Annotated in this window: 22 protein-coding genes; 2 read left to right on the plus strand and 20 right to left on the minus strand. The window is 74.9% G+C overall.

All coding sequences use genetic code 11. The annotated features are described in order from the left end of the window. Positions 1 to 82 precede the first annotated feature (82 nt). The gene (locus tag RDI86_RS00750) at positions 83 to 1,963 is read right to left on the minus strand and encodes a proline--tRNA ligase (protein WP_076406453.1); all 1,881 of its coding nucleotides are present in this window, start codon (positions 1,961 to 1,963) and stop codon (positions 83 to 85) included. A gap of 33 nt (positions 1,964 to 1,996) precedes the next feature. Between RDI86_RS00750 and RDI86_RS00755 the strand changes: the two genes are divergently transcribed. Then, positions 1,997 to 2,920 carry an Fpg/Nei family DNA glycosylase gene (locus RDI86_RS00755; protein ID WP_061268939.1) on the plus strand — a complete coding sequence of 308 codons (924 nt, stop codon included), beginning with the start codon at positions 1,997 to 1,999 and terminating at the stop codon, positions 2,918 to 2,920. Between the two features lie 40 nt (positions 2,921 to 2,960). On the opposite strand, the gene RDI86_RS00760 is transcribed toward RDI86_RS00755, so the two are convergent. The 12 genes from RDI86_RS00760 to rpsB form a co-directional block, all read right to left on the minus strand. Further along, positions 2,961 to 3,926 carry a DUF4081 domain-containing GNAT family N-acetyltransferase gene (locus tag RDI86_RS00760; protein ID WP_083712006.1) on the minus strand — a complete coding sequence of 322 codons (966 nt, stop codon included), beginning with the start codon at positions 3,924 to 3,926 and terminating at the stop codon, positions 2,961 to 2,963. A gap of 7 nt (positions 3,927 to 3,933) precedes the next feature. Then, on the minus strand, positions 3,934 to 5,073 hold the full coding sequence (gene ispG / locus RDI86_RS00765; RefSeq protein ID WP_021482273.1) for a flavodoxin-dependent (E)-4-hydroxy-3-methylbut-2-enyl-diphosphate synthase: 1,140 nt from the start codon (positions 5,071 to 5,073) through the stop codon (positions 3,934 to 3,936). 165 nt (positions 5,074 to 5,238) lie between these two features. Next, on the minus strand, positions 5,239 to 6,549 hold the full coding sequence (locus tag RDI86_RS00770; RefSeq protein ID WP_163188521.1) for an RIP metalloprotease: 1,311 nt from the start codon (positions 6,547 to 6,549) through the stop codon (positions 5,239 to 5,241). A 58-nt stretch (positions 6,550 to 6,607) separates the two neighbouring features. Next, positions 6,608 to 7,807, minus strand: a complete 1,200-nt coding sequence (dxr, locus tag RDI86_RS00775; RefSeq protein WP_308820408.1) for a 1-deoxy-D-xylulose-5-phosphate reductoisomerase — start codon at positions 7,805 to 7,807, stop codon at positions 6,608 to 6,610. A 53-nt stretch (positions 7,808 to 7,860) separates the two neighbouring features. Then, on the minus strand, positions 7,861 to 8,610 hold the full coding sequence (locus tag RDI86_RS00780) for a class I SAM-dependent methyltransferase (RefSeq protein ID WP_308820409.1): 750 nt from the start codon (positions 8,608 to 8,610) through the stop codon (positions 7,861 to 7,863). A gap of 16 nt (positions 8,611 to 8,626) precedes the next feature. Next, positions 8,627 to 9,178 (minus strand): DivIVA domain-containing protein, encoded by a 552-nt coding sequence (locus RDI86_RS00785; RefSeq protein WP_021482018.1) that lies wholly within the window; start codon positions 9,176 to 9,178, stop codon positions 8,627 to 8,629. Beyond that, entirely contained in the window at positions 9,175 to 10,266 is a 1,092-nt protein-coding gene (rlmN, locus tag RDI86_RS00790) for a 23S rRNA (adenine(2503)-C(2))-methyltransferase RlmN (RefSeq protein ID WP_218004301.1), read from the minus strand. The genes RDI86_RS00785 and rlmN overlap by 4 nt, the downstream gene beginning before the upstream one ends. Before the next feature lie 113 nt (positions 10,267 to 10,379). After that, positions 10,380 to 11,237 carry a phosphatidate cytidylyltransferase gene (locus RDI86_RS00795; protein WP_076406445.1) on the minus strand — a complete coding sequence of 286 codons (858 nt, stop codon included), beginning with the start codon at positions 11,235 to 11,237 and terminating at the stop codon, positions 10,380 to 10,382. Positions 11,238 to 11,269: 32 nt separating this feature from the next. Beyond that, a complete protein-coding gene (gene frr, locus RDI86_RS00800) occupies positions 11,270 to 11,827 on the minus strand; it encodes a ribosome recycling factor (RefSeq protein WP_021482015.1) in 558 nt (185 codons plus the stop codon). 75 nt (positions 11,828 to 11,902) lie between these two features. Further along, positions 11,903 to 12,658 (minus strand): UMP kinase, encoded by a 756-nt coding sequence (gene pyrH / locus RDI86_RS00805; protein WP_061268933.1) that lies wholly within the window; start codon positions 12,656 to 12,658, stop codon positions 11,903 to 11,905. 163 nt (positions 12,659 to 12,821) lie between these two features. Further along, positions 12,822 to 13,661, minus strand: a complete 840-nt coding sequence (gene tsf, locus RDI86_RS00810) for a translation elongation factor Ts (RefSeq protein WP_034652463.1) — start codon at positions 13,659 to 13,661, stop codon at positions 12,822 to 12,824. A 133-nt stretch (positions 13,662 to 13,794) separates the two neighbouring features. Then, positions 13,795 to 14,778, minus strand: coding sequence for a 30S ribosomal protein S2 (gene rpsB / locus RDI86_RS00815; protein WP_034652460.1), 984 nt, complete (start codon positions 14,776 to 14,778; stop codon positions 13,795 to 13,797). 431 nt (positions 14,779 to 15,209) lie between these two features. Between rpsB and RDI86_RS00820 the strand changes: the two genes are divergently transcribed. Continuing rightward, entirely contained in the window at positions 15,210 to 15,899 is a 690-nt protein-coding gene (locus RDI86_RS00820) for a murein hydrolase activator EnvC (RefSeq protein WP_240696742.1), read from the plus strand. 61 nt (positions 15,900 to 15,960) lie between these two features. Here the strand turns inward: RDI86_RS00820 and RDI86_RS00825 are convergent, their stop codons facing one another. From RDI86_RS00825 to lepB, 7 genes are all read right to left on the minus strand, one after another. Further along, a complete protein-coding gene (locus RDI86_RS00825; RefSeq protein WP_061268943.1) occupies positions 15,961 to 16,857 on the minus strand; it encodes a tyrosine recombinase XerC in 897 nt (298 codons plus the stop codon). Positions 16,858 to 17,078: 221 nt separating this feature from the next. Continuing rightward, positions 17,079 to 18,458 (minus strand): DNA-processing protein DprA, encoded by a 1,380-nt coding sequence (gene dprA, locus RDI86_RS00830; RefSeq protein ID WP_308820410.1) that lies wholly within the window; start codon positions 18,456 to 18,458, stop codon positions 17,079 to 17,081. Between the two features lie 25 nt (positions 18,459 to 18,483). Next, complete coding sequence (locus RDI86_RS00835; RefSeq protein WP_308820411.1) at positions 18,484 to 20,022, minus strand: YifB family Mg chelatase-like AAA ATPase; 1,539 nt, start codon at positions 20,020 to 20,022, stop codon at positions 18,484 to 18,486. Beyond that, positions 20,022 to 20,381, minus strand: coding sequence for a YraN family protein (locus RDI86_RS00840; protein WP_308820412.1), 360 nt, complete (start codon positions 20,379 to 20,381; stop codon positions 20,022 to 20,024). The genes RDI86_RS00835 and RDI86_RS00840 overlap by 1 nt, the downstream gene beginning before the upstream one ends. Positions 20,382 to 20,494: 113 nt before the next feature. Continuing rightward, the gene (locus tag RDI86_RS00845) at positions 20,495 to 20,794 is read right to left on the minus strand and encodes a DUF2469 domain-containing protein (RefSeq protein ID WP_024840525.1); all 300 of its coding nucleotides are present in this window, start codon (positions 20,792 to 20,794) and stop codon (positions 20,495 to 20,497) included. Between the two features lie 50 nt (positions 20,795 to 20,844). Further along, positions 20,845 to 21,675 (minus strand): ribonuclease HII, encoded by an 831-nt coding sequence (locus tag RDI86_RS00850; protein ID WP_369824901.1) that lies wholly within the window; start codon positions 21,673 to 21,675, stop codon positions 20,845 to 20,847. Continuing rightward, positions 21,672 to 22,487, minus strand: coding sequence for a signal peptidase I (gene lepB, locus RDI86_RS00855; RefSeq protein WP_240696740.1), 816 nt, complete (start codon positions 22,485 to 22,487; stop codon positions 21,672 to 21,674). Before lepB ends, RDI86_RS00850 begins: the two co-directional genes overlap by 4 nt. Positions 22,488 to 22,517: the final 30 nt, after the last annotated feature.

The raw sequence follows: 22,517 nt of genomic DNA on the forward strand, positions 1-22,517 counted from the left end.
GCGCCACACCGCACGGCCGTGAGCGCAGCAGAGCGCCCCGGCCCGGAGGTCCGGACCGGGGCGCCCGAGGCTGCGCGGACGGTCAGCCGAGGAGCTCGGCGACCCGGCCCGCGACGTGCTCGACGGCGTCCTCGACGGTGACCTGCGCCGCCTCGCCCGCGCGCGGGCGGACCTCGACGACGCCGTCGGCCAGGCCGCGGCCCACGACGAGCAGGAGCGGCACGCCGAGGAGCTCGGCGTCCTTGAACTTCACGCCGGGCGAGACCTTGGGCCGGTCGTCGTAGATCACCTCGACGCCTCGACCTGAGAGCTCGGTCGCGAGGCGCTCGGCCTCCTCGAACACGCTCGCGTCCTTGCCCGTCGCGACGACGTGCACCTGCGCGGGCGCGACGTGCGCGGGCCACGCGAGCCCGGCGTCGTCGTGGTTCGCCTCCGCGAGCGCCGCGAGGACGCGCGTGACGCCGATCCCGTAGGAGCCCATCGTCACGACGACCTGCTTGCCGTTCTCGTCGAGCACCGTGAGGCCGAGGGCCTGGGCGTACTTGCGGCCGAGCGCGAAGATGTGGCCGATCTCGATGCCGCGCGCGAGCTCGAGCGGGCCCGAGCCGTCGGGCGCGAGGTCGCCCGCGCGCACCTCCGCGGCCTCGACCGTGCCGTCGGCGGCGAAGTCGCGCTCGGCGACGAGGTCGAACACGTGGCGGCCGGGCGCGTTCGCGCCGGTGATCCAGCGCGTGCCGGCGACGACGCGCGGGTCGAGGAGGTAGCGCACCGAGTGCCGCTCGGGGGTCTCCCCCGCCGGCGCGTCGGACGCGCCGTCCGCGGGCGCCTCGCGGCGCGCGTTCGGGCCGAGCACCTGCGGGCCGATGTAGCCCTTGACGAGCTCGGGGTGGGCGGCGAAGTCGGCGTCCGTGGCCGGCTCGACCTCGGCGGGCTCGAACGCCGCGCCGACGCGCTTGAGGTCGACCTCGCGGTCGCCCGGCAGCCCGACGACGACGACCTCGCGGCGGCCGTCCGGGTGCGTCAGCGCGAGCACGACGTTCTTCAGCGTGTCGGCCGCCGTCCACGCGCGGTCCTCGCGGGGGTAGCGCGCGTTCGCGAGCTCGACGAGCGAGGCGATGGTCGGGGTGTCGGGCGTGTCCTCGACGTGCGCGGCCGGGGCGTCGGCGTAGTCGACCGCCTCGGGCACCGGCGTGACCACGGCCTCGACGTTCGCGGCGTAGCCCCCGGGCGAGCGCACGAACGTGTCCTCGCCGATCGCGGTCGGGGTGAGGAACTCCTCGGAGCGCGATCCGCCCATCGCGCCGGACGTGGCGGCGACGATGACGTACTCGAGCCCGAGCCGGTCGAAGATGCGCCGGTACGCCGCGCGCTGCGCCTCGTACGAGCGCTCGAGGCCCTCGTCCGTCGTGTCGAACGAGTACGCGTCCTTCATGACGAACTCGCGCCCGCGGATGAGGCCCGCGCGGGGACGCGCCTCGTCGCGGTACTTCGTCTGGATCTGGTAGATCGTCAGCGGCAGGTCCTTGTACGACGAGTACAGGTCCTTGACGAGGAGCGTGAACATCTCCTCGTGGGTGGGCGCGAGGAGGTAGTCGCCGTCCTTGCGGTCCTTGAGGCGGAAGATGTTCGGCCCGTACTCCGTCCAGCGGCCCGTCGCCTCGTACGGCTCCTTGGGCAGCAGCGCCGGGAAGTGCACCTCCTGCGCGCCCGCGGCCGCCATCTCCTCGCGGACCACGTCCTCGACCTTGCGCAGCACGCGCAGGCCGAGCGGGAGCCAGGTGTAGATGCCGGGGGCGGCGCGACGGATGTAGCCCGCCCGCACGAGGAGCCGGTGGCTCGCGACCTCGGCGTCGGCCGGGTCCTCGCGCAGCGTCCGGACGAACAGGGTGGACAGGCGCAGGAGGTCGGCGCCCCGGACGCGGGTGGAGGCCGCGGCGGGCGCGCCGGACGTGACGGAAGACATGCGCCCCACCCTACCGGCGGGGAGGATGTCCCCATGCCCGAGCTGCCCGAGGTCGAGGCCCTCGTCCGGTTCCTCGACGACCGCGCGACCGGCCGAACGGTCGTGGCCGCGGACGTCGCGCAGATCGCCGCGCTCAAGACGTTCGACCCGCCGATCTCGGCCCTGGTGGGGCGGGTCGTCACGGGCGCCCGACGGCACGGCAAGTGGCTCGACCTCGTGCTCGCCGAGGCCGCCGACGGGACCGGTGCGCCCGGGCCCGACGCCGAGGTCCACCTCGTGTTCCACCTCGCCCGGGGCGGGTGGCTGCGCTGGTCCGAGAAGGCCCCGACGACGCCCGTCCGCCCGCGCCTCGGCGGCAGCGGCGGCGGGAAGGCCGCGGTGCTCGCGCTGCGCGTGCGGTTCGACGACGGCTCCGGGTTCGACCTCACGGAGGCCGGGACGCGCAAACGGCTCGCGGTGCACGTCGTGCGGCACCCGGAGGAGGTCCGGGCGATCGAGACGCTGGGCGTGGAGCCGCTCGACCCGGCCTTCACGCCCGAGGCGCTCGGGGCGCTCATGGCGGCGCGCAACCAGCAGGTGAAGGGGCTGCTGCGCGACCAGTCGTCGATCGCCGGGATCGGGAACGCCTACTCCGACGACATCCTGCACGCGGCGCGCACGAGCCCGTTCAAGCTCACGCGCTCGTTCACGCCCGACGAGGTCGCGCGCGTGCACGCCGCCGTGGGCGAGGTGCTCGCCGAGGCCGTGGCGGCGGCGTCGGGCAAGCCGGCCGCCGAGCTCAAGGACGCGAAGCGCGCGGGGATGCGCGTGCACGGGCGTACGGGCCTGCCCTGCCCCGTGTGCGGCGACACCGTGCGCGAGGTGAGCTTCGCCGACCGCAGCCTCCAGTACTGCCCGACGTGCCAGACCGGGGGCCAGGTCCTCGCCGACCGGCGGATGTCGCGCCTGCTCAAGTGAGGACCCGCCGGGCGGGGCACGCGCTCCGGGGCGGGCGTCGTCAGAACAGCACGGTCGCGTAGGTCCCGACCTGCTCGAACCCGACCCGGCGGTACGTCGCGAGCGCGGCCGCGTTGTAGTCGTTGACGTACAGCGACACCACGGGAGGCGCCGCACCGCGCGCCGCGTCCGCGGGCCCGGGCTCGCGCGCGAGACGCACGACGGCGGCCATCCCCGGAGCGGCGATCCCCTGCCCGCGGTACCGCGGGTCGACCCACACGCCCTGCACCTGCGCGACGCGCGGAGTGACCGCGCCGAGCTCCGCCTTGAAGACCACGTGCGGCGAGCGGCCGGGCTCCGCGGCCATGCGGACGAAGGACCGGCCCGCGAGCACGAGCGAACGGACGCGCTCCTCGTACGCGCGGCCCCCTCCCTCGACCGGCGAGTAACCGACCTCCTCGGTGAACATGCGCACGCACGCGGGCAGCACCACGGGGACCTCCGCCGGGACGGAGCGGCGCACGTGCGGGTCGGGCTCGACGTCCGGGTCGCGGTCGATCGCGAGCGACGGCTGGTTGGCCCGGATCTCGCGCGGCGCCGGCCAGTGCGGGGCGAGCAGGTCCCACAGGGCCAGGACGGCGTCGCGCTCGCCCACGACCGACGACGACCGCCGCCCCGCGTGCCGTGCGAGCGCGGCGAACGCGGCGACCGCCGTGCGGGCGCGGTCGGCATCGAGCGACGCCGGGACGACCGGCACGAGGTTCGCCCCGGCCCAGCACACCGCCTCGAGCGGACCGACGGCGGGGAAGCCCCAGGCCTGGCCGCCCGCGGCGTGCAGGCCGGCGTGCTGCGCGACGGCGAGCCGCGCCGCCGCGAGCGTCGACGCGACCGGGTCGCCCGCGCACACCGCGAGCGCCTCGGGGACGTCCGCGTCGGAGAGCACGCGGGCCCGCTCGGCCGCGTCGTCGCCCGACCCGGCGCGCGCCCGTGGCCGCAGTGCCGGGACGGACGGGCGCCAGCGGCTCACGAGGGCGTCAGCCGACCGTGACGACCGGCGGACCGGCCTGCGCGTCGTTCTCCGGCGTCATGGTCTCCGCGATGCGCAGCGCCTCCTCGATGAGGGTCTCGACGATGAGCGACTCGGGGACCGTCTTGACGACCTCGCCCTTGACGAAGATCTGCCCCTTGCCGTTGCCCGACGCGACGCCGAGGTCCGCCTCGCGCGCCTCGCCCGGGCCGTTGACGACGCAGCCCATGACGGCGACGCGCAGGGGCACCTCCATGCCCTCGAGCCCGGCCGTGACCTTCTCCGCGAGCGTGTACACGTCCACCTGGGCGCGGCCGCACGACGGGCAGGAGACGATCTCGAGCTTGCGGGGGCGCAGGTTGAGCGCCTGGAGGATCTGGTTGCCGACCTTGACCTCCTCGACCGGGGGCGCGGACAGCGAGACGCGGATCGTGTCGCCGATGCCCTTGCTCAGCAGCGCGCCGAACGCCGTGGCCGACTTGATCGTGCCCTGGAACGCGGGGCCGGCCTCGGTCACGCCGAGGTGCAGCGGCCAGTCCCCCGCCTCCGCGAGCAGCTCGTACGCGCGCACCATGACGACCGGGTCGTTGTGCTTCACCGAGATCTTGAAGTCGTGGAAGCCGTGCTCCTCGAACAGCGACGCCTCCCACACGGCCGACTCGACCAGCGCCTCGGGCGTCGCCTTGCCGTACTTCGCGAGCAGGCGCGGGTCGAGGGAGCCGGCGTTCACGCCGATGCGCAGGGACACGCCCGCGTCGGACGCCGCCTTCGCGATCTCCTTGACCTGGTCGTCGAACTTGCGGATGTTGCCCGGGTTCACGCGCACCGCGGCGCAGCCCGCGTCGATCGCGGCGAACACGTACTTGGGCTGGAAGTGGATGTCGGCGATCACCGGGATCTGCGACTTCTTCGCGATCGCCGGCAGCGCGAGCGCGTCGTCCGCGCTCGGCACCGCGACTCGCACGATGTCGCAGCCCGACGCCGTGAGCTCCGCGATCTGCTGGAGGGTGGCGTTGATGTCCGTCGTCGGCGTCGTCGTCATGGACTGGACGCTGATCGGCGCGTCGCCGCCGACGTCCACCTTGCCGACCTTGATCTTGCGGCTCTTGCGGCGCGGCGCGAGGACCGGCGGCGGCGCGGCAGGCATTCCGAGACTGATGGGTACGCTCACGCCCCTAGTATCCCCCGGCGAGCGTCGAACGGGGCACCGCCGGGTGTCCGGGACGTCACCTTTCCGCGCGGTCCCGCACATCTTCGCGGCACCTCCACGCACGCCTCCCGGTGGAGCAGAGGCCTCGGGCGACGCGCCGGGCTACGTGAGGCGGACGGGGTCGATGATGTCGGCGAGGATCAGCAGGGCGCCGACGCCGACGAGGACCACGAACATCACGTACGCGACCGGCATCATGCGCGCCAGGTCGGCCGGTCCCGGGCGCGGGCGACCGCGGACGCGCGCGACGGTGCGCTTGGCTCCCTCGTAGAGCGCGTTGACCACGTGCCCGCCGTCGAGCGGCAGGAGCGGGATGAGGTTGAAGACGAACAGCGCGACGTTCAGCGCGGCGAGCAGCAGGAGCATGGTCACCACGCGGTCGAGCACCGGGCTCTCCGCGCCCGCGACGTCCACCGCGACCCGCCCGACCCCGACGACGCTCATCACGGAGTCCTGCCCGCGGGGCGCGTCGGTGAACGCGGCCTGGGCGGCCTCGTAGACCTTGACCGGCAGGGTGACGATGATGCCCGCCGTGCCGCTCACCTGCTGCCACGTCGCCTCCGCGGCCACGCCGATCCCGGCGGGCGTGCGCTCGACGGTCGGCGCGAACCCGACGAACCCGGCGGGCTTCGTGACGGGCTCGCCGTCGTCGTCGACGACGGGCGTCCCGTCCTCGGCCACGACCTGGCGCTCGACCTCGACCGGCGTGATGGTGAGGTCGACCTGCTCGCCGTCGCGCTCGACGACGACCGGCGTGGCCTGGCCGGCGGCGCCGCGGATCATGCCGGAGAGCTGGTCCCACGAGGTGACGTCCTCGCCGTCGAACGCCACGATCGTGTCGCCCGGCCGGAGCCCCGCGGCGGCGGCCGGCGAGGGGTCGGCGTCGGCGGCGCACTCCTGCTCCTCGTCCGTCACGGCGGACGGGACGCACGCGTTCACCGAGCCGACCGTGGTGGTGACCGCGGGCAGGCCGATGCCGACGCACACGATCGCCATGAGGACGAACGCGATGAGGAGGTTCATGAAGGGGCCGCCGAGCATGACGACGACCTTCTTGGGCGCGGAGAGGTTGTAGAACGCGCGGTGCTCCTCGCCCGGCCGGATCTCCTCCGTGCTGGCGTCCCGCGCGTCGGCCACGACCTGGGAGAAGAACCCGCTGCCGCGGGGGCGGGCGCCCGCGGGTGCGGGCGGGTACATGCCCACGAGGCGCACGTAGCCGCCGAGCGGGATCGCCTTGAGGCCGTACTCGGTCTCGCCCTTCGTGCGCGACCACAGGGTCGGACCGAAGCCGACCATGTACTGGCTCACGCGGACGCCGAACTTCTTCGCGGGCACCATGTGCCCGACCTCGTGCAGCGCGATCGAGACGACGATCCCGACCACGATCACCAGGATGCCGATCAGCGTGGCCATCGTTCCCTCTGCTCCCTCTCGACGTCCAGGGCGGTCGTCCCGCCCCGACGGTTGCTCGTCACCGGCGGTCCAGCAGCTCGTGGGCTCGCGCGCGCGCCCAGGTCTCCGCCTCCGCCACGTGCTCCAACGTCAGCGCGTCCGCGGGGGTTCCGTCGTGCGCCGCGAGCACGCGCTCGACCGTCGCCACGATGTCACCGAAACCTGCGCGTCCGCTGAGGAACGCCGCGACGGCCTCCTCGTTCGCCGCGTTGTACACCGCCGGGTGCGTGGCGCTCGCCGCCACGGCCGCGCGCGCGAGCCTCACCGCGGGGAACGCCGCGTCGTCGAGCGGCTCGAACGTCCACGACGTCGCGGCGGACCAGTCGCACGGCGGCGTCACGGGGTCGAGCCGGTCGGGCCACGACAGCCCGAGCGCGATGGGCAGGCGCATGTCCGGCGGCGACGCCTGCGCGATCGTCGAGCCGTCGACGAACTCGACCATGGAGTGCACGACGGACTGCGGGTGCACGACGACCGTGATGTCGTCGGCCGGGACGTCGAAGAGCAGGTGCGCCTCGATGAGCTCGAGACCCTTGTTCATGAGGCTCGCGGAGTTCACGGTGACGACCGGGCCCATGGCCCAGGTGGGGTGCGCGAGCGCCTGGTCGACGGTCGCGGCCTTGACCGCGTCGGCCGCCCAGCCGCGGAACGGGCCGCCCGAGGCGGTGAGGATCAGCCGGCGCACCTCCGGTCGCGTCCCCGACCGCAGGCACTGGGCGATGGCCGAGTGCTCGGAGTCCACCGGGACGATCTGGTCCGGGCGCTGCTGGGCCGCGCGGACGAGCGCTCCCCCGGCGACGAGCGACTCCTTGTTCGCGAGGGCGAGCGTCGACCCGGCGCGCAGCGCGGCGAGCGTCGGGCCGAGGCCCACCGACCCCGTGACCCCGTTGAGGACGACGTCGCTCCCCCGCGCCGCGAGCTCGGCCGCGGCATCGGGTCCGGCGAGCACCTCGGGGACCACCTCGCGACCGGCGCAGGCCGCCGACAGCGCCTCGGCCAGGGCCGCCGCACGGGTCGCGTCCGCCACGCCGACCGCGCGCACGCCCAGGTCGGCGGCCTGGCGCGCCAGCAGGTCCACGTCGCTCCCGCCTGCCGAGAGCGCCTCGACCCGGAACCGGTCGGGGTGGGCCCGGACGACGTCGATCGCCTGCGTGCCGATCGACCCGGTCGAGCCGAGGATCGTCACGGTGCGCGGGGTGGGTGCAGGTCCGTCGGGCATGGTTCCCATCCTTCCAGGCCGCGGGCGGTGCACCGCACCGGGACGTCGTGCGGTCAGCGCGGCGCCGTCCACTCGAGCGTGCACCGGAAGAACAGCCGACGGCGCACGCGCGCGCCCGGCAGCAGCGCCCGGGCCGCGCGGGCGACCTCGTCCACGGTGTGCCGCGGGTCCCGGACGGGCATGCCCGGCGCGTCGGGCCCGGGGTCCTCGGGTCGGGCGCGGCGGGGGTGCTTCACGAGGCCCACGAGCGGGTTGAGGAGCGCGGACGCGAGGTCGACGGCGAGGTCCCGCGCCGTGGCGACCCGGGCGAGCCCCACGACCAGCAGACGGCCGCCCGGCGCGAGGAGGTCCCGCGCGTGCCGGAGCGCCTCGTCGAGCTCGAGATGGTGCAGCACCGCGACCATCGCCACCGCGTCGTACCCGCGGTGCTCCGGGGAACCGGTCCCCGGCCCGGGCGTCCCGCCCGGCGAGCGGACGTCGTCGGGCGAGCGGACGTCGTCGAACCGGAGCCGGCGCACCGTCACGGCGGGGTCGGCGGCGTGCCGCGCCCGGGCCTGCGCGACCATGCCCGCGTCGGCGTCGATCCCGTGCACCTCGGCGGCCCGGGCCCGCAGCCGGCCCAGGAGCACGCCGGCGCCGCAGCCGACGTCGAGCACGACGCGGGCGTCGTGCGGCACGCGCCGCACGACCCAGCCGTGGAAGTGCTCGTTGTGGTTCCAGGGGTGGCGGGCGTTGAACGTCGCGAGCGACGCGACCGCGCGCCGCAGCGGACGGATCGGCGTCGCCCGGGGGTCGAGGCTCACGCGCGGCGGGGCGTCGTCACTCGACGCCGAGCAGCACCTCGATGGCGCGCGCGAAGAACGCGTCGACCGGACCCTCCGCGTAGCCGTCGCGCCCGCGCGCCCGGCCGAACGTCGCGGACCGGATCTCGGCCGCCGTGATCGGGACCTGGCGGTCGAAGTAGGCGACGAGCCGGTCGCACAGGTCGTCGACGTCGTCGATGTCGTAGGCCGGCTTGCCGCGCTCCGCGAGCGCGAACTTCTCGCCGTCGGGACGACCGAGGCGCCCGTAGAGCGTCCGCGCGCGCTCGGCGAGCGCGTTCATCCACGCCTGCTGCCCGTGCGCCGCGACGTACTCGGCCCGCTGGCGCGCGATGAACGCGCCCTCGAGCCGGTCGAGGGCGGCGTCGACCTCGTGCGTGTCGTAGCCGCCACGGACCAGGTCGAAGACCGACGCCTGGATCTCGGTGCTCGTGAGCCGCTCCGACACCCGGCCCTCGTAGACGTCACGAGCGTGCTCGAAGAAGTCGTCGACCTCCTCGGGGTCGTACCCGTTCCGGGTCTTCGACACCGTGGTGAACAGCGAACTCACTCGTCCTCCTCTGCAGCGAGCTGCCCGCAGGCGCCGTCGATGTCGCTGCCGCGGGTGTCACGGATCGTCGTCGGGATCCCGTGACCGCGCAATCGTGCCACGAACTCCGCCTCGACGGCAGGGTCGCTGGCCGTCCAGATCGATCCGGGCGTCGGGTTGAGCGGGATCGGGTTGACGTGGACCCAGCCGCGGCCGCGCGCGTTGAGCTTCTCGCCCAGGAGGTCGGCACGCCACGCGTGGTCGTTCATGTCCTTGATGAGCGCGTACTCGATGCTCACGCGGCGGCCCGTGACCTCGAAGTAGTGCCGGGCCGCGTCGAGCGTCTCGTCGACGCTCCACCGGGTGTTGATCGGCACGAGCTCGCTGCGCAGGTCGTCGTCCGGGGCGTGCAGCGACAGCGCGAGGGTCACCGGGATCCCCTCGTCGGCGAGCTTGCGCATCGCGGGCACGAGCCCGACCGTCGACACCGTGATGTTGCGGGCGGACATCCCGAGCCCGTCGGGCGCGGGGGCGACCAGACGGCGCACCGTGCCCATGACGGCCTTGTAGTTCGCGAGCGGCTCGCCCATGCCCATGAACACGAGGTTGTTGAGGCGCGCCGGGCCGCCCGGGATCTCGCCGTCCGCGAGCGACCGGGCCGCGGAGCGCACCTGCTCGACGATCTCCGCGACCGAGAGGTTGCGCGTCAGGCCGAGCTGCCCCGTCGCGCAGAACGGGCACGCCATGCCGCAGCCCGCCTGGCTCGACACGCACAGGGTCGAGCGCTGCGGGTAGCGCATGAGGACCGACTCGACCTTCGCGCCGTCGAAGAGGTGCCACAGCGTCTTCACGGTCGTGCCGCCGTCGGCCTCCATGCGCCGCGCCGCCGTGAGCAGCGGCGGGAAGAGCGCCTCGGCGAGCACGTCCCGGGTCGCCTTCGGCAGGTCCGTCATCGCCTCGGGGTCGCGCGTGAGGTGCGCGTAGTAGTGCGTCGCGAGCTGCTTGGCGCGGAACGGCTTCTCGCCGAGCTCGACGACGACGTCCCGCACCTCCTCGGGCGCGAGGTCGGCGAAGTGGCGCGGCGGCTTGCCGCGGCGCGGGGCCGACATGACGAGCGGCAGCGGCTTCGACTCCGCGGACGGGCGGACGGAACGGACGGTCATGAGGAGGTCCAAGCGTGGGGGGCGGTGCGGACGGGTGCGCCGCGCCGTGAGCCGGGCCGTCAGGCGGCCAGGGCGAGCAGCACGTACACGAACGGGGCGGTGAGGAGCATGGAGTCGAGCCGGTCGAGGATGCCTCCGTGGCCGGGCAGGAGCGACCCCATGTCCTTCAATTCTAGGTCCCGCTTGATCATGGACTCGGCGAGGTCGCCGATCGTCGCCGTGAGCGGCGCCAGGACGCCCAGCGCGACGCCGAGCAGCGGGCTCGCGCCGAGCCCCACCACCGCGCCGACGACCCCGACGGCGGTCGCCAGCACGAACGACCCGGCGAGCCCCTCCCACGACTTCTTGGGGCTGACGGACGGGGCGAGCGGGTGCCGTCCGAACAGGACGCCCGCGACGTACCCGCCGACGTCGTTCGCCACCGCCAGCAGGATGAAGAGCAGGACCCGCACGCGCCCGTCCGGTGCGGCGAGCATGAGCATGACGAAGCCCGCCATGAACGGCAGGTACGCCGCCGCGAAGGTCGCGGCGGCGGCGTCGCGCACGGCGGCCGTGCCCGACCCGTCGATCACGCGCCAGACCACCGCCCCCGCCACGGTGAGCATGAAGGAGACGAGCAGCGCCTCGGGCCCCGAGTAGTACGAGGAGACGAGGATGCCGACCGTGCCCACGAGGAGCGGGAGCAGCGGGAGGTGCAGGTCGCGGCGCCGGAACGCCTGGGCGAGCTCCCACAGCGCCGCGCCCACCGCGACGGTCGCGAGCAGCACGAAGAGCTCGGGCCGGAAGGCGAGGCTGACCGCGACGAGCGCGAGCAGGCCGAGGCCCACCGCGATCGCCACGGGGAGGTTGCGGCCCGCCTTGGGTGCGCGCGCCGCGGTCGTGCCTTCGCCTGCGGACGTCGAGGAGGTGTCGGTCATCGGTGCGTGGAGGAGCTCGCCGGACGAGGTGCTCAGACCTCGAGCAGCTCGCTCTCCTTGCCCGCGAGCAGCGCGTCGACCTGGTCGACGTGCGCCTTCGTGAGGACCTCGAGCTCCTTCTCGGCGCGCGCGACCTCGTCCTCGCCGGCCTCGCCGTCGCGCGCGATGCGGTCCAGCTCCTCCTTCGCCCGACGGCGGACGTTGCGGATCGCGACGCGTGAGTCCTCCGCCTTCGACTTCGCGAGCTTCACGAAGTCACGACGACGCTCCTCCGTGAGGGCGGGCAGGACGACCCGGACGACGTTGCCGTCGTTCGAGGGGTTCACCCCGAGGTCGGAGTCGCGCAGCGCCTTCTCGACCGCGGTCATCGAGCTCTTGTCGAACGGCGAGACGAGGATCGTGCGCGCCTCGGTCACCGTGAACGACGCGAGCTGCTGCAGCGGGGTCGGGGCGCCGTAGTAGTCGACCGTGATCTTGTTGAACATCGCGGCGTTCGCACGGCCCGTGCGGATCGCGGCGAAGTCCTCCTTGGCCACCTCGACGGCCTTGTCCATCTTCTCCTCGGCCTCGAGGAGGGTCTCGTCGATCACCAGTGCTCCTTCGTCGTTCGTCGTGGGTCGGTCCGTGCGGTCGTGGCCGGGGTCACCGGCCTGGTCGCACCGGTGTCAGTCGGTCGTGACCAGTGTGCCAATATTCTCGCCGACCAGGGCGCGCGTGACGTTCCCCGGCTCGCTCATGCCGAACACGCGCATGCGCACGTCGTTGTCCCGGCACAGGCTCAGCGCCGTCGCGTCCATGACCCCGAGGTCGTTGACGAGCGCGTCGGTGTACGTGAGGTGGTCGAGCTTGGTGGCCGACGGGTCCGTGCGCGGGTCCGCCGTGTAGACGCCGTCCACGCCGTTCTTGCCCATGAGGACCTCCTGGCAGTGCGTCTCGAGGGCGCGCTGCACGGAGACCGTGTCGGTCGAGAAGTACGGCATCCCGGCGCCGGCGCCGAAGATGACGACGCGGCCCTTCTCGAGGTGCCGGATCGCGCGCAGCGGGATGTACGGCTCGGCGACCTGGCCCATCGCGATGGCGGTCTGCACGCGCGTCTTCACCCCGGCCTGCTCGAGGAAGTCCTGGAGCGCGAGGCAGTTCATGACCGTGCCCAGCATGCCCATGTAGTCGGCACGCGCGCGGTCGAGCCCGCGCTGGGAGAGCTCCGCCCCGCGGAAGAAGTTGCCGCCGCCGACCACGATGGCGACCTGGACGCCCTGCTCGACCGCGGCCGCGATCTCCTGGGAGACGCGCTGGACGACGTCGGGCGCGAGGCCGATCTGCCCGCCGCCGAACGTCTCGCCCGACAGCTTGAGGAGCACCCGCCGGTGCTCGGTCCCCGTCCGGGGCTCGGTCTGCTCGCCTGCCGTCACTGTCGACACCTGTCCTTCGTCCTGGCCCGGTGGGGCGGGGTGGTCCTGCTCCGCCGTCGTCCACCTGATGGTGCGGCACGTCGGCGGTCGTCGCGCGCCCGGGCCTCGCCCGGGTGCGCGGTCGGCCCGGACCCGCCGTCCACGAGACGACGGGGCCGGGCCGACGGGGGCGTCAGGCGCCGACGCGGTAGCGCACGAACTCCGTGATGGTGCCGCCGGCCTCGGAGACGACCTGGCCGACCGTCTTCTTCGGGTCCTTCGCGAGCGGCTGGTCGACGAGGACGACGTCCTTGAAGAAGCCGTTGAGGCGACCCTCGACGATCTTCGGCAGCGCGGCCTCGGGCTTGCCCTCGTTGCGCGAGGTCTCCTCGGCGATGCGGCGCTCGTTCTCGACCGTCTCGGCCGGGACCTCGTCGCGCGAGAGGTACGTCGGGGACATCGCGGCGACGTGCTGCGCGACGTCCTTCGCGACGGCCTCGCCCGCGGCGTCCGTGGCGACGACGACGCCGATCGACGGCGGCAGGTCGCGCGCGGTGCGGTGGAGGTACGCGGTGACGCGCTCGCCCGCGACGCGGGTCACGCGGCGCAGGACGATCTTCTCGCCGAGCGTCGCGGCCTGGTTGTCGATGACCTGCTGGACGGTCTCGCCGTCCGCGTCCGCGGCGAGCGCCGCGTCCGCGTCGCGCGCACCGGCCTCGGCCGCGGCCTTGAGCACGCGGTCCGCGAGGGAGATGAACGTGTCGTTCTTCGCGACGAAGTCCGTCTCGGAGTTGAGCTCGATGAGCGTCGCGACCTGGCCACCCTCGGTGTCGCGGATGTCGACGGCGACGAGGCCCTCGGAGGTCGAGCGGCCCTCGCGCTTGGCGACGCCCTTCAGACCCTTCACACGGATGATCTCGAGCGCCTTGTCCGCGTCGCCGCCCGCCTCGTCGAGAGCCTTCTTGACGTCGAGCATGCCGGCGCCGGTGCGCTCTCGCAGGGCCTTGATGTCAGCGGCGGTGTAGTTCGCCATGGTGGTTCCTCACTCGTGGTTCGTCACGGGTACTTCGTCACAAGCGACGTGCTGGCGGCACCGCGTGGGTGCCCGGTACGCCGGTGGTACGGCACGGGGTGCGCGACGGTCGCCCGTCGCGCACCCCGGGACGTCACTTGGTCTCGTCGGCCTCGGCGTCGGCGACCACGGCCTCGGCGTCCGCGACGACGGCAGCCTCGGCGGCGGCCTCCTCGACGACCTCGGCGGTGGCGTCACCCGGCTCCTCGGCGGCGACCTCGGCGGCAGCCTCGGCCACGCCCTCGGCCGCGGCGGCCTCGACGTTCGCCTCGGCGGCCTTCTCGTCCGCCTCGAGCTGCTGCTCGGCGCCGGCGAGGAGCTCGCGCTCCCACTCGGCCAGCGGCTCGGCGGAGGCGCCCGCCTCGGCCTCGGCGCCCGAACGGCCCGAGTGACGCTGGAGCAGACCCTCGGCGACGGCGTCCGCGATGACCCGCGTGAGCAGCGTCACGGAGCGGATCGCGTCGTCGTTGCCCGGGATCTTGTAGTCCACGACGTCCGGGTCGCAGTTCGTGTCGAGGATCGCGACGATCGGGATGTGGAGCTTGCGCGCCTCGTCGACCGCGAGGTGCTCCTTGTTCGTGTCGACGATCCACACGGCGGAGGGGACCTTCGCCATGTCGCGGATGCCGCCGAGCGTGCGGGCGAGCTTGTCCTTCTCGCGACGCAGGACGAGGAGCTCCTTCTTCGTGAGCGCCGAGCCGGCGACGTCGTCGAAGTCGATCTCCTCGAGCTCCTTGAGGCGCTGGAGACGCTTGTGCACCGTGGTGAAGTTGGTGAGCATGCCGCCGAGCCAGCGGTGGTTCACGTAGGGCATCCCGACGCGCGCGGCCTGCTCGGCCACGGGCTCCTGGGCCTGCTTCTTGGTGCCGACGAAGAGGATGGAGCCGCCGTGCGCGACGGTCTCCTTGACGAACTCGTACGCGCGGTCGATGTACGACAGCGACTGCTGGAGGTCGACGATGTAGATGCCGTTGCGCTCGGTGAAGATGAAGCGCTTCATCTTCGGGTTCCAACGGCGGGTCTGGTGCCCGAAGTGGACACCGCTCTCGAGGAGCTGGCGCATGGTCACGACGGCCATGACACGTCCTTTCGCCGTGCGGCCCGGGATCCACCCGGTGCGCGCACGCTTCTGGCGGCCCCTCCCGTGGGACGGACCGCGGTGCGGTTGTCGGTGACGACCCTGGTGGTCGCACCCCTGGCGCCACCCGTGCCGACGCCTGCGACGCACCGTGGACGGTGCGAGCAGGACCGACGCCGGACGCGGCCCCACCCCGACCCGGACGAACCGGGAGACGAGGGCGAGGACGTGACGCGCGAAGTCGACCGGCTCCGTCCTCGGCCGAGGTGGTCCCTCGGGCCGGGCACGGCGAACGCGCCGGTCGCAGCGGCAAGTCTACCCGACGGCAGGGCCGACCACAGCCGCCGTCGTGCGCCGTCGCGCGGGCCGCTCGTCCACAGCCGAGCCCGACGCGTCCGCGCCCGTCGGCGTGACTCCGGCACCCTGACCCCGTGACCCTCGACCGCGCTCGTCTCCCGTCCGCTCACCCGCCCGCCCGCCGTGCGGTCCGTCTCGCCGACGGGCCGTCCGGCCGCACGACCGATCACCTGCCCGGGCACCCGGCCGTCGGGCAGTCTGGCGGCACGACCACGCGTCCTGCCCGGTTCCGCGGCGCCGTCCTCGTGCTCGGCGCGCTCGTGGTCCTCGCCGCACCCGTGGCAGGAGCGGCGTCGACTCCCGGGCCTGGGCAGGGAGCCGCGTCGCGCGGGTGGGTTCCCCCGCTCGACCGGGAGGTCGCCGACCTGGACGTGCTCGCGCCGTTCGACCCGCCGGAGCACGACTGGCTGCCGGGGCACCGGGGCGTCGACCTCGCGGCCGCCCCCGCGGAGACCGTCCGCTCCCCTGCCCCCGGCGTGGTCTCGTTCACCGGGCCCGTCGCGGGTCGCGACGTGGTCGTCGTCCTGCACGACGACGGGCTGCGCACCTCCCTCGAGCCCGTGACGGCGTCGGTCGGGCGCGGCGAGCGCGTGACGTCCGGGTCCGTGCTCGGCACGGTGCAGGCCGCGGAGAGCGCCGCGGGAAGCCACTGCGCCGCCACGTGCGTGCACTGGGGCGTGCGACGCGGCGAGCGCTACCTCGACCCGCTGGCTCTCCTCGGCGACCGGCCGCCGATCGTGCTGCTTCCCCTCGGGGAGGCCTGACCGCGCGGGCCGCGGCGGGTCACGGCGGATCACGGCGGACCACGGCGGACCACGGCCAGCGTCAGGCGCGCGGGAACGCCTGCTCGAACGAGGTGCGCAGCCGCTCCGCGGTCACGTGCGTGTAGCGCTGCGTCGTCGCGAGCGAGGAGTGCCCGAGGATCTCCTGCACGCTGCGCAGGTCCGAGCCCCCGGCGAGGAGGTGCGTGGCGGCGCTGTGCCGCAGGTCGTGGGGGGCGACGTCGTCGACGCCCGCCGCCGCGGCGAGGCGGTGCACCGCCTCGCGGACCTGCCGCTGCCCCCAGCGTCCCCCGCGGTCGCCCAGCAGGAGCGCGGGGCCCGAGCGCGCGGTGACGAGGGCGGGCCGTCCCACGTCGAGCCAGCGGGTCACCGCCCGCGCCGCCGGCACGCCGAACGGCACGACGCGCTCCTTGTCGCCCTTCCCGAGCACCCGGACCACGCGCTGCGCGAGGTCCACGTCGTCGACGTCGACCCCCGCGAGCTCGCCGACGCGGATCCCGGCCCCGTAGAGGAGCTCGACGGCGGCCCACTCGCGCAACCGGGCCGGCTCACCCTCGACGGCGGCCTCGCGCGCGTCGTCGAGCAGGCGCGCCGCCGCGTCGACCGCGAGGACGGTCGGCAGGGTGCGGGGCACGCGCGGGCTCGCGAGCCGCGCCGCCGGGTCGGAGTCGACACGCCCCGTACGCCGCGCCCAGTCGAAGAACGCCCGCGCCGCCGCGCCGCGCCGGGCGAGGGTCGCCCGGGCCAGCCCGCGCTCCGACTGCGTCGTGAGCCACGCACGCAGCGCGGCGAGGTCGACGTCGCGCGGTGCCGCCGCGCCGTGGCGGACGGCGTGCCGCAGCAACGACTCGACGTCGCCGGTGTAGGCGCGGACCGTGTGCGCCGACGTCCCCTGCGCCACCTCGAGGTGCACCGCGAAGTCCGCGAGCGCCGCACGCATCGCCTCGGGCAGCGCGACGGCGGGTTCCGCGACGCGCTCGTCCGCGGGGTGCTCCTCGGAGGTGTCTGCTCGTGTCACGCCCCCAGTCTCGCGCGCGGCGAGCCCTGGCCCGGGGAGGCGCTCCGCTCTGCTCGCCGCTCAGGGCTCAGCACACCTCGCACGGCTCATGACTCATGACTCATGACTCATGCATGCTCAGCACATCCCGCACCGCTCCCGACTTAGGGCTCACGCACGCGCCGCCAGCCGACGGGCGCCCGCTCGGCGAGCCCTCGGGCCTCGAGCCTCCCGAGCGCACCGACCACGTCCGCCACGGCAAGACCTGCGGCGCGGGCCATCGCCTCGGTCGAGGCTCCCGCACGCAGCGGGAGCGCGTCCCACGTGCGCGTCTCGACGGGGTCCAGGTCGTCGTACAGGGCGTCGTGGGGTGCTCGCCACGAGGTCGCGGCCGGCGCGGCGGGCGCCGCGTCCCGCGCGAGGTCGCCCGCGAGCTCGACGACCTCGTCCGCGTCGGTGACGCACACCGCCACGCCGTCGCGCAGCAGCCGGTGGCACCCGGTCGACGCCATCGACGTCACGGGGCCCGGCACGGCACCGACCGGCCGGGAGAGCTCCGCGGCGCGCGACGCCGTGCTCAGCGAGCCCGAGCGCCAGGCCGCCTCGACGACGACCGTCGCCCGCGCGAACGCCGCGATGAGCCGGTTGCGCAGCAGGAACCGCACCCGGCTCGGGACGGAGCCGGGCGGGACCTCCGAGACGACCGCGCCGCCCGACTCGACGACCGAGCGGAGCAGCTCGACGTTCCCGGCCGGGTAGAACCGGTCCACGCCCCCCGCGAGGAACGCGACCGTCGGTCCACCCGAGAGGATCGCCGCGCGGTGCGCCGCCGCGTCGATCCCGTACGCGCCTCCGGACACGACGGTGAACCCTCGCGCCGCGAGGCCCGCTGCGATCTCGCCCGTCACGCGGCGGCCGTAGTCGGTGCAGGCGCGGGCGCCGACCACCGCGACCGAGCGCGCCGCGAGGTCCTGCACCGCTGCGCTCCCCCGCACCCACAGCGCGAGCGGGCGGACGGGCCCGAGGTCGTCGAGGCCGGACGGCCACCGGTCGTCGCCCGGCACGACGAGCGTGCCGCCGAGGCGCTCGAGCACGCGCAGCTCACGGCGCGGGTCCAGCCCGTCGAGGCGGGGAGCCCAGCGCCCGACGGCCCGCAGGAGCCGCGCCACCGACCGGGCGCGCGGGTCGTGGTCCGTCACGCGTGCGTCGGTCCCCCGTCCCACCGCGTCGCGCTCGGCCGCGCGCCGGCCGGCCGACCGTGCCGCCGGGTCGGGCGCGTCCTCGCGGGCGCCGGGAGCAGGACCGACCACGGGGACGCCCGTCGGCCCTTCCTGTGCCGGAGAGGCACCGCCCGGCGCGCCGTCGTCGGCGAGACGGACCAGCGCGCGGCGCGCACCGGCCGGGTCACGCGCCGCCTCGTGGAGCCACTCGAGCGCCGGACCGGCGCCGAGCTGGTCGACGAGCGCGACCGCGACCTGGTCCCCCGGTTCCGCGATGCGCGACCACGCCGCGCGCGCGAGGCGTTCGTCGAGGACGTCGAACACGGGGCGCCCGTCCCCGGACCCGCGCTCAGGCACGGTAGCCCCGCGTGCGCAGCGCGAGCCCGGTCCCGACGTCCGCCCTCGTGGGCGCGGCGCGCCCGGCGAGGTCGGCGACGGTCCAGGCGAGGCGCAGGACGCGGTCCGCGCCGCGCAGGCTGAGCGTGCCGCGGTCGAGCGCACGGTCCACGTCGGCCAGGAGGCCCGCGTCGGGGCCGAGCCGCTCGCGCAGCCACGTGCCGGGCACCTCGCCGTTCGTGCGCCACGGCGTGCCGGCGAGCCGGGACGCGGCCGCCTCCCGGGCCGCGGCGACCCGGGCCGCAACGACCGCGCTCGGCTCCGGGGCGGCGGCCCTCGCGCGCTCGACCCGCGTCACCGGCCGGACCTCGACCTGCACGTCCACCCGGTCGAGGAGCGGGCCGGAGAGCCGACCGAAGTACCGTCGCTGCGCCACCGACGAGCACGAGCACTCGAGCCCCTTGCCGACGCCCTGGCCGCACGGGCACGGGTTGGCGGCGAGCACGAGCTGGAACCGGGCGGGGTAGCGCGCCGTCCCGCCCGCCCGGTGGATGACGAGCTCGCCGTGCTCGAGCGGCTGGCGCAGCGTCTGGAGCACGCGCGCGCCGAACTCGGGCGCCTCGTCGAGGAAGAGCACGCCCCGGTGCGCCCGCGACGCGGCCCCGGGCCGGGGCAGGCCGCTGCCCCCGCCGACGATGGCGGCGGGCGTCGCGGTGTGGTGCGGGTCCTCGTAGGGCGGGCGGCGGACCAGTCCCGCGCCCGGGTCGAACACCCCGGCCACGGAGTGGACGGCGGTGACCTCGACCGCCTCGCTCTCCGTGAGGTCCGGCAGGATCCCGGGGAGCCGTGAGGCGAGCATCGTCTTGCCCGCGCCCGGAGCCCCGACGAGGAGCAGGTGGTGGCCGCCCGCGGCGGCCACCTCGAGCGCGTGCCGCGCCTCGTCCTGCCCGACGACCTCCGCGAGGTCCCCGGGGCGGGCCACGGGCACGACGGGGCGCGGGACCACGACCGGCGCGGCCGCCTCGTCAGCGCCCTCGAGCGACGCGCCGTGGAGCCGCGCGACGTCCGCGAGGCTCGCCGCCCCGACCACCCGGGCCCCGGGCACGAGGCGCGCCTCCGCCACGTCGGCCGCCGGCACCACGACGTCCGGGAACCCTGCCGCGACCGCGGCCGCCACGGCGGGCAGGACGCCGCGCACGGGCTGGAGCCGACCGTCGAGGCCCAGCTCGCCGAGGTGCACGACGCCGTCCGCCGCGCCCGCGGGCAGCACCTGGGCACCGGCGAGCAGCGCGACGGCGATCGCGACGTCGAAACCCGTCCCGGACTTGGGCAGCGCCGCCGGCGAGAGGTTGATCGTGACCTTGCGCTGGGGCCACGCGATGCCCGACGACGTCACGGCCGCGCGCACACGGTCGCGCGACTCGCTGAGCGCGGTGTCCGGCAGCCCGACGAGGACGAAGCCGGGGACGGACGCCGCGAGGTGGGCCTGCACCTCGACGACGTGACCGGAGAGCCCGACGAGCGCGACGGCGCGCGTGGTCCCGAGCCCCATCAGGCGCTCACCCCGACGAGATGCTCGACCCGAGCCGCACCGGCGCGCGCCACGAGGACCGCGACGACGTCGATGCGGACCGACCGGGCGCGGACGTCGTGCGTCGCGAGCCACTCCCCCGTGAGCCGGCGGAGACGGCTGAGCTTCGCGGGCGTGACGGCCTGCGCCGGGTGCCCGAACCCCGTGCCGCGCCGGGTCTTGACCTCGACGGCCACGAGCACGTCGCCGTCGAGCGCGACGACGTCGAGCTCGCCGCGCGTCCCGCGCCAGTTGCGGTCGAGGAGCGTCCAGCCCGCCTCGACCAGGTGGGCCGCGGCCACCCTCTCCCCGTACCGCCCGACGGCGTCGTTCGCTCCCATGGGCTCACCTCCGCGGCCCACCGTGGGGCACGGCGCGGGAGCGGCGCCAGGGGCGCCGGGCGGCCTGTGGGACCGCCGTCAGGCAGCGGTCCTGTGCACGGCCACGAAGGGCGTCAGAGCTGGAGCTCGGCCTTCGCGAGCTCCTCGACGTTGACGTCCTTGAACGTCACGACGCGCACCGACTTCACGAACCGCGCGGAGCGGTACACGTCCCAGACCCACGCGTCGGCGAGCCGCAGCTCGAAGTAGACCTCACCGGCGGCGGAACGCACCTGGAGGTCGACCTGGTTCGCCAGGTAGAAGCGGCGTTCGGTCTCCACGACGTACGAGAACAGGCCCACCACGTCGCGGTACTCGCGGTACAGCGCGAGCTCCATCTCGGTCTCGTAGTTCTCCAGGTCTTCGGCGCTCACGGCTCCATCATGGACCATCGGCGGCCGCCGGACCGGACGGAGGACCCCGGTCAGCTCGTCGGCAGCCCGGCCTCGGGGTCGAGCTCGAGCACGTCGACCGGGTCGCCGTACGCCGGGACGCCGATGCCCTCGTCACCGCGCTCGGGCAGGCGCCAGGACCGCCGGTGCTGCGGCGTCGGGCCGTGCTCTCGCAGGGCCTCGACGTGCGCCGCCGCCCCGTAGCCCTTGTTCTGGTCCCACCCGAAGGCGGGGTACTGGCGCGCCAGGCTCGTCATGAGGCCGTCGCGCTCCGTCTTCGCGAGCACGCTCGCGGCGGCGACCGACGCGCACTGCAGGTCCGCCTTGACGAGCGTGCGCACGCGCGGGTCGACGAGACGGACGTCGTCGTGCGGGTCCAGGTCGAACGCCTCGAAGAGGTCCACCGCCGAGGGGCGGCTCAGCCAGTCGTGCTTGCCGTCGAGCAGGACCGCGTCGACGTCGCCGACCGTCCGGCGCACCTGGGCGAGCGCACGGCGGCCTGCGAGCCGCAGCGCGCCCACGATCCCGTGCGCGTCGATCTCGGCCGGGCCGGCGTGGCCCACCGCCCACGCGACGCACCACGAGCGCGCGAGGGGCACGAGCGCCTCGCGCGCCGCCGCGGTGAGGAGCTTGGAGTCCGTGAGCCCGGGCGGGCACGGCTTCGTCGCGAGGTCGACGACCACGACCCCGACCGACACCGGCCCGGCGAGCGCGCCGCGACCGACCTCGTCCATCCCGGCGACGAGGCGGGCGCCGTCGCGCAGCATGGCGCGCTCCTGGCGCAGGTCGGGCCGGCGACGCGCGGGTGCCCGGCGCGCCGGTGCCCGCGCGGGCTCCGGACGCGCGACGGCGTCGAGCGTCACGGCTCCACCTCGGGGACGTCGGCGAACACGTCGCCGGGGTTGCGCAGCATACCGACGTGCGACAGCGGCCACACCTTGACGAACGCCGTCCCCACGACGTTGCTCATCGGCACGAACCCGCCTCCGGGCTTGCCCTGGTTGTAGCGAGAGTCCGCGGAGTTCTGCCGGTTGTCGCCCATGACGAACAGCATGTCGGCGGGGACCGTGCGGTCGAACGCGTCCTGGCTGGGGATCGACCCCGGCTTGATGTACGTCTCGTCGATCGGCACGTCGTTGACGCTCACGCGGCCCTCCGCGTCGCAGCACACGACGTGGTCGCCCGGCACGCCGATGACGCGCTTGATGAGGTGCTCCCCCGTGTCCTGCGGCAAGAGGCCGACGAACGTCAGCGCCGCACGGACCGCCTCGGACACCGGGCTCTCGTCCTGGGGCTCCTGCGGCGGCAGCCAGCCGCCCGGGTCCTTGAACACGACGATGTCGCCCCGGTGCACGTCGAACGCGCCGGGCACGAGACGGGACACCATCACGCGGTCGCCTTCGACGAGCGTGTCCTCCATCGAGGCGCTCGGGATGAAGAACGCCTGGACGAGGAACGTCTTGATGAGCAGGGACAGCACGAGCGCGCTGACCACGATGATCGCGGTCTCGCGCAGCAGCGACGACCTGCGCGGGCGCTCGCGCGGGGCGACCTCGTCCCCTTCGGCCGCGAGGTGCTGGCCGTGCGGGGGGCGCCCGTCGTCCTCGGGGCCGAGCGCCGCGCGCTCGGTGCCGGCGTCGGGGTGCGGGCCGCGGGGCGGGGCGCTGTCGGTCACGCGTTCACAATGCCACCTCGGGAGGCGATC

The organism is Cellulosimicrobium sp. XJ-DQ-B-000 (genome assembly GCF_031119065.1).
GTDB lineage: Bacteria > Actinomycetota > Actinomycetes > Actinomycetales > Cellulomonadaceae > Cellulosimicrobium > Cellulosimicrobium funkei.

What these genes read in the sequence shown, in the direction of transcription:
- RDI86_RS00750 (WP_076406453.1), bottom strand. Translation starts at nt 1,963, where the DNA reads ATGTCTTCCGTCACGTCCGGCGCGCCCGCCGCGGCCTCCACCCGCGTC.
- RDI86_RS00755 (WP_061268939.1), top strand. Translation starts at nt 1,997, where the DNA reads ATGCCCGAGCTGCCCGAGGTCGAGGCCCTCGTCCGGTTCCTCGACGAC.
- ispG (WP_021482273.1), bottom strand. Translation starts at nt 5,073, where the DNA reads ATGCCTGCCGCGCCGCCGCCGGTCCTCGCGCCGCGCCGCAAGAGCCGC.
- RDI86_RS00770 (WP_163188521.1), bottom strand. Translation starts at nt 6,549, where the DNA reads ATGGCCACGCTGATCGGCATCCTGGTGATCGTGGTCGGGATCGTCGTC.
- dxr (WP_308820408.1), bottom strand. Translation starts at nt 7,807, where the DNA reads ATGCCCGACGGACCTGCACCCACCCCGCGCACCGTGACGATCCTCGGC.
- rlmN (WP_218004301.1), bottom strand. Translation starts at nt 10,266, where the DNA reads ATGTCGGCCCCGCGCCGCGGCAAGCCGCCGCGCCACTTCGCCGACCTC.
- RDI86_RS00795 (WP_076406445.1), bottom strand. Translation starts at nt 11,237, where the DNA reads ATGACCGACACCTCCTCGACGTCCGCAGGCGAAGGCACGACCGCGGCG.
- tsf (WP_034652463.1), bottom strand. Translation starts at nt 13,661, where the DNA reads ATGGCGAACTACACCGCCGCTGACATCAAGGCCCTGCGAGAGCGCACC.
- rpsB (WP_034652460.1), bottom strand. Translation starts at nt 14,778, where the DNA reads ATGGCCGTCGTGACCATGCGCCAGCTCCTCGAGAGCGGTGTCCACTTC.
- RDI86_RS00825 (WP_061268943.1), bottom strand. Translation starts at nt 16,857, where the DNA reads ATGCGTGCGGCGCTCGCGGACTTCGCGGTGCACCTCGAGGTGGCGCAG.
- RDI86_RS00835 (WP_308820411.1), bottom strand. Translation starts at nt 20,022, where the DNA reads ATGGGGCTCGGGACCACGCGCGCCGTCGCGCTCGTCGGGCTCTCCGGT.
- RDI86_RS00840 (WP_308820412.1), bottom strand. Translation starts at nt 20,381, where the DNA reads ATGGGAGCGAACGACGCCGTCGGGCGGTACGGGGAGAGGGTGGCCGCG.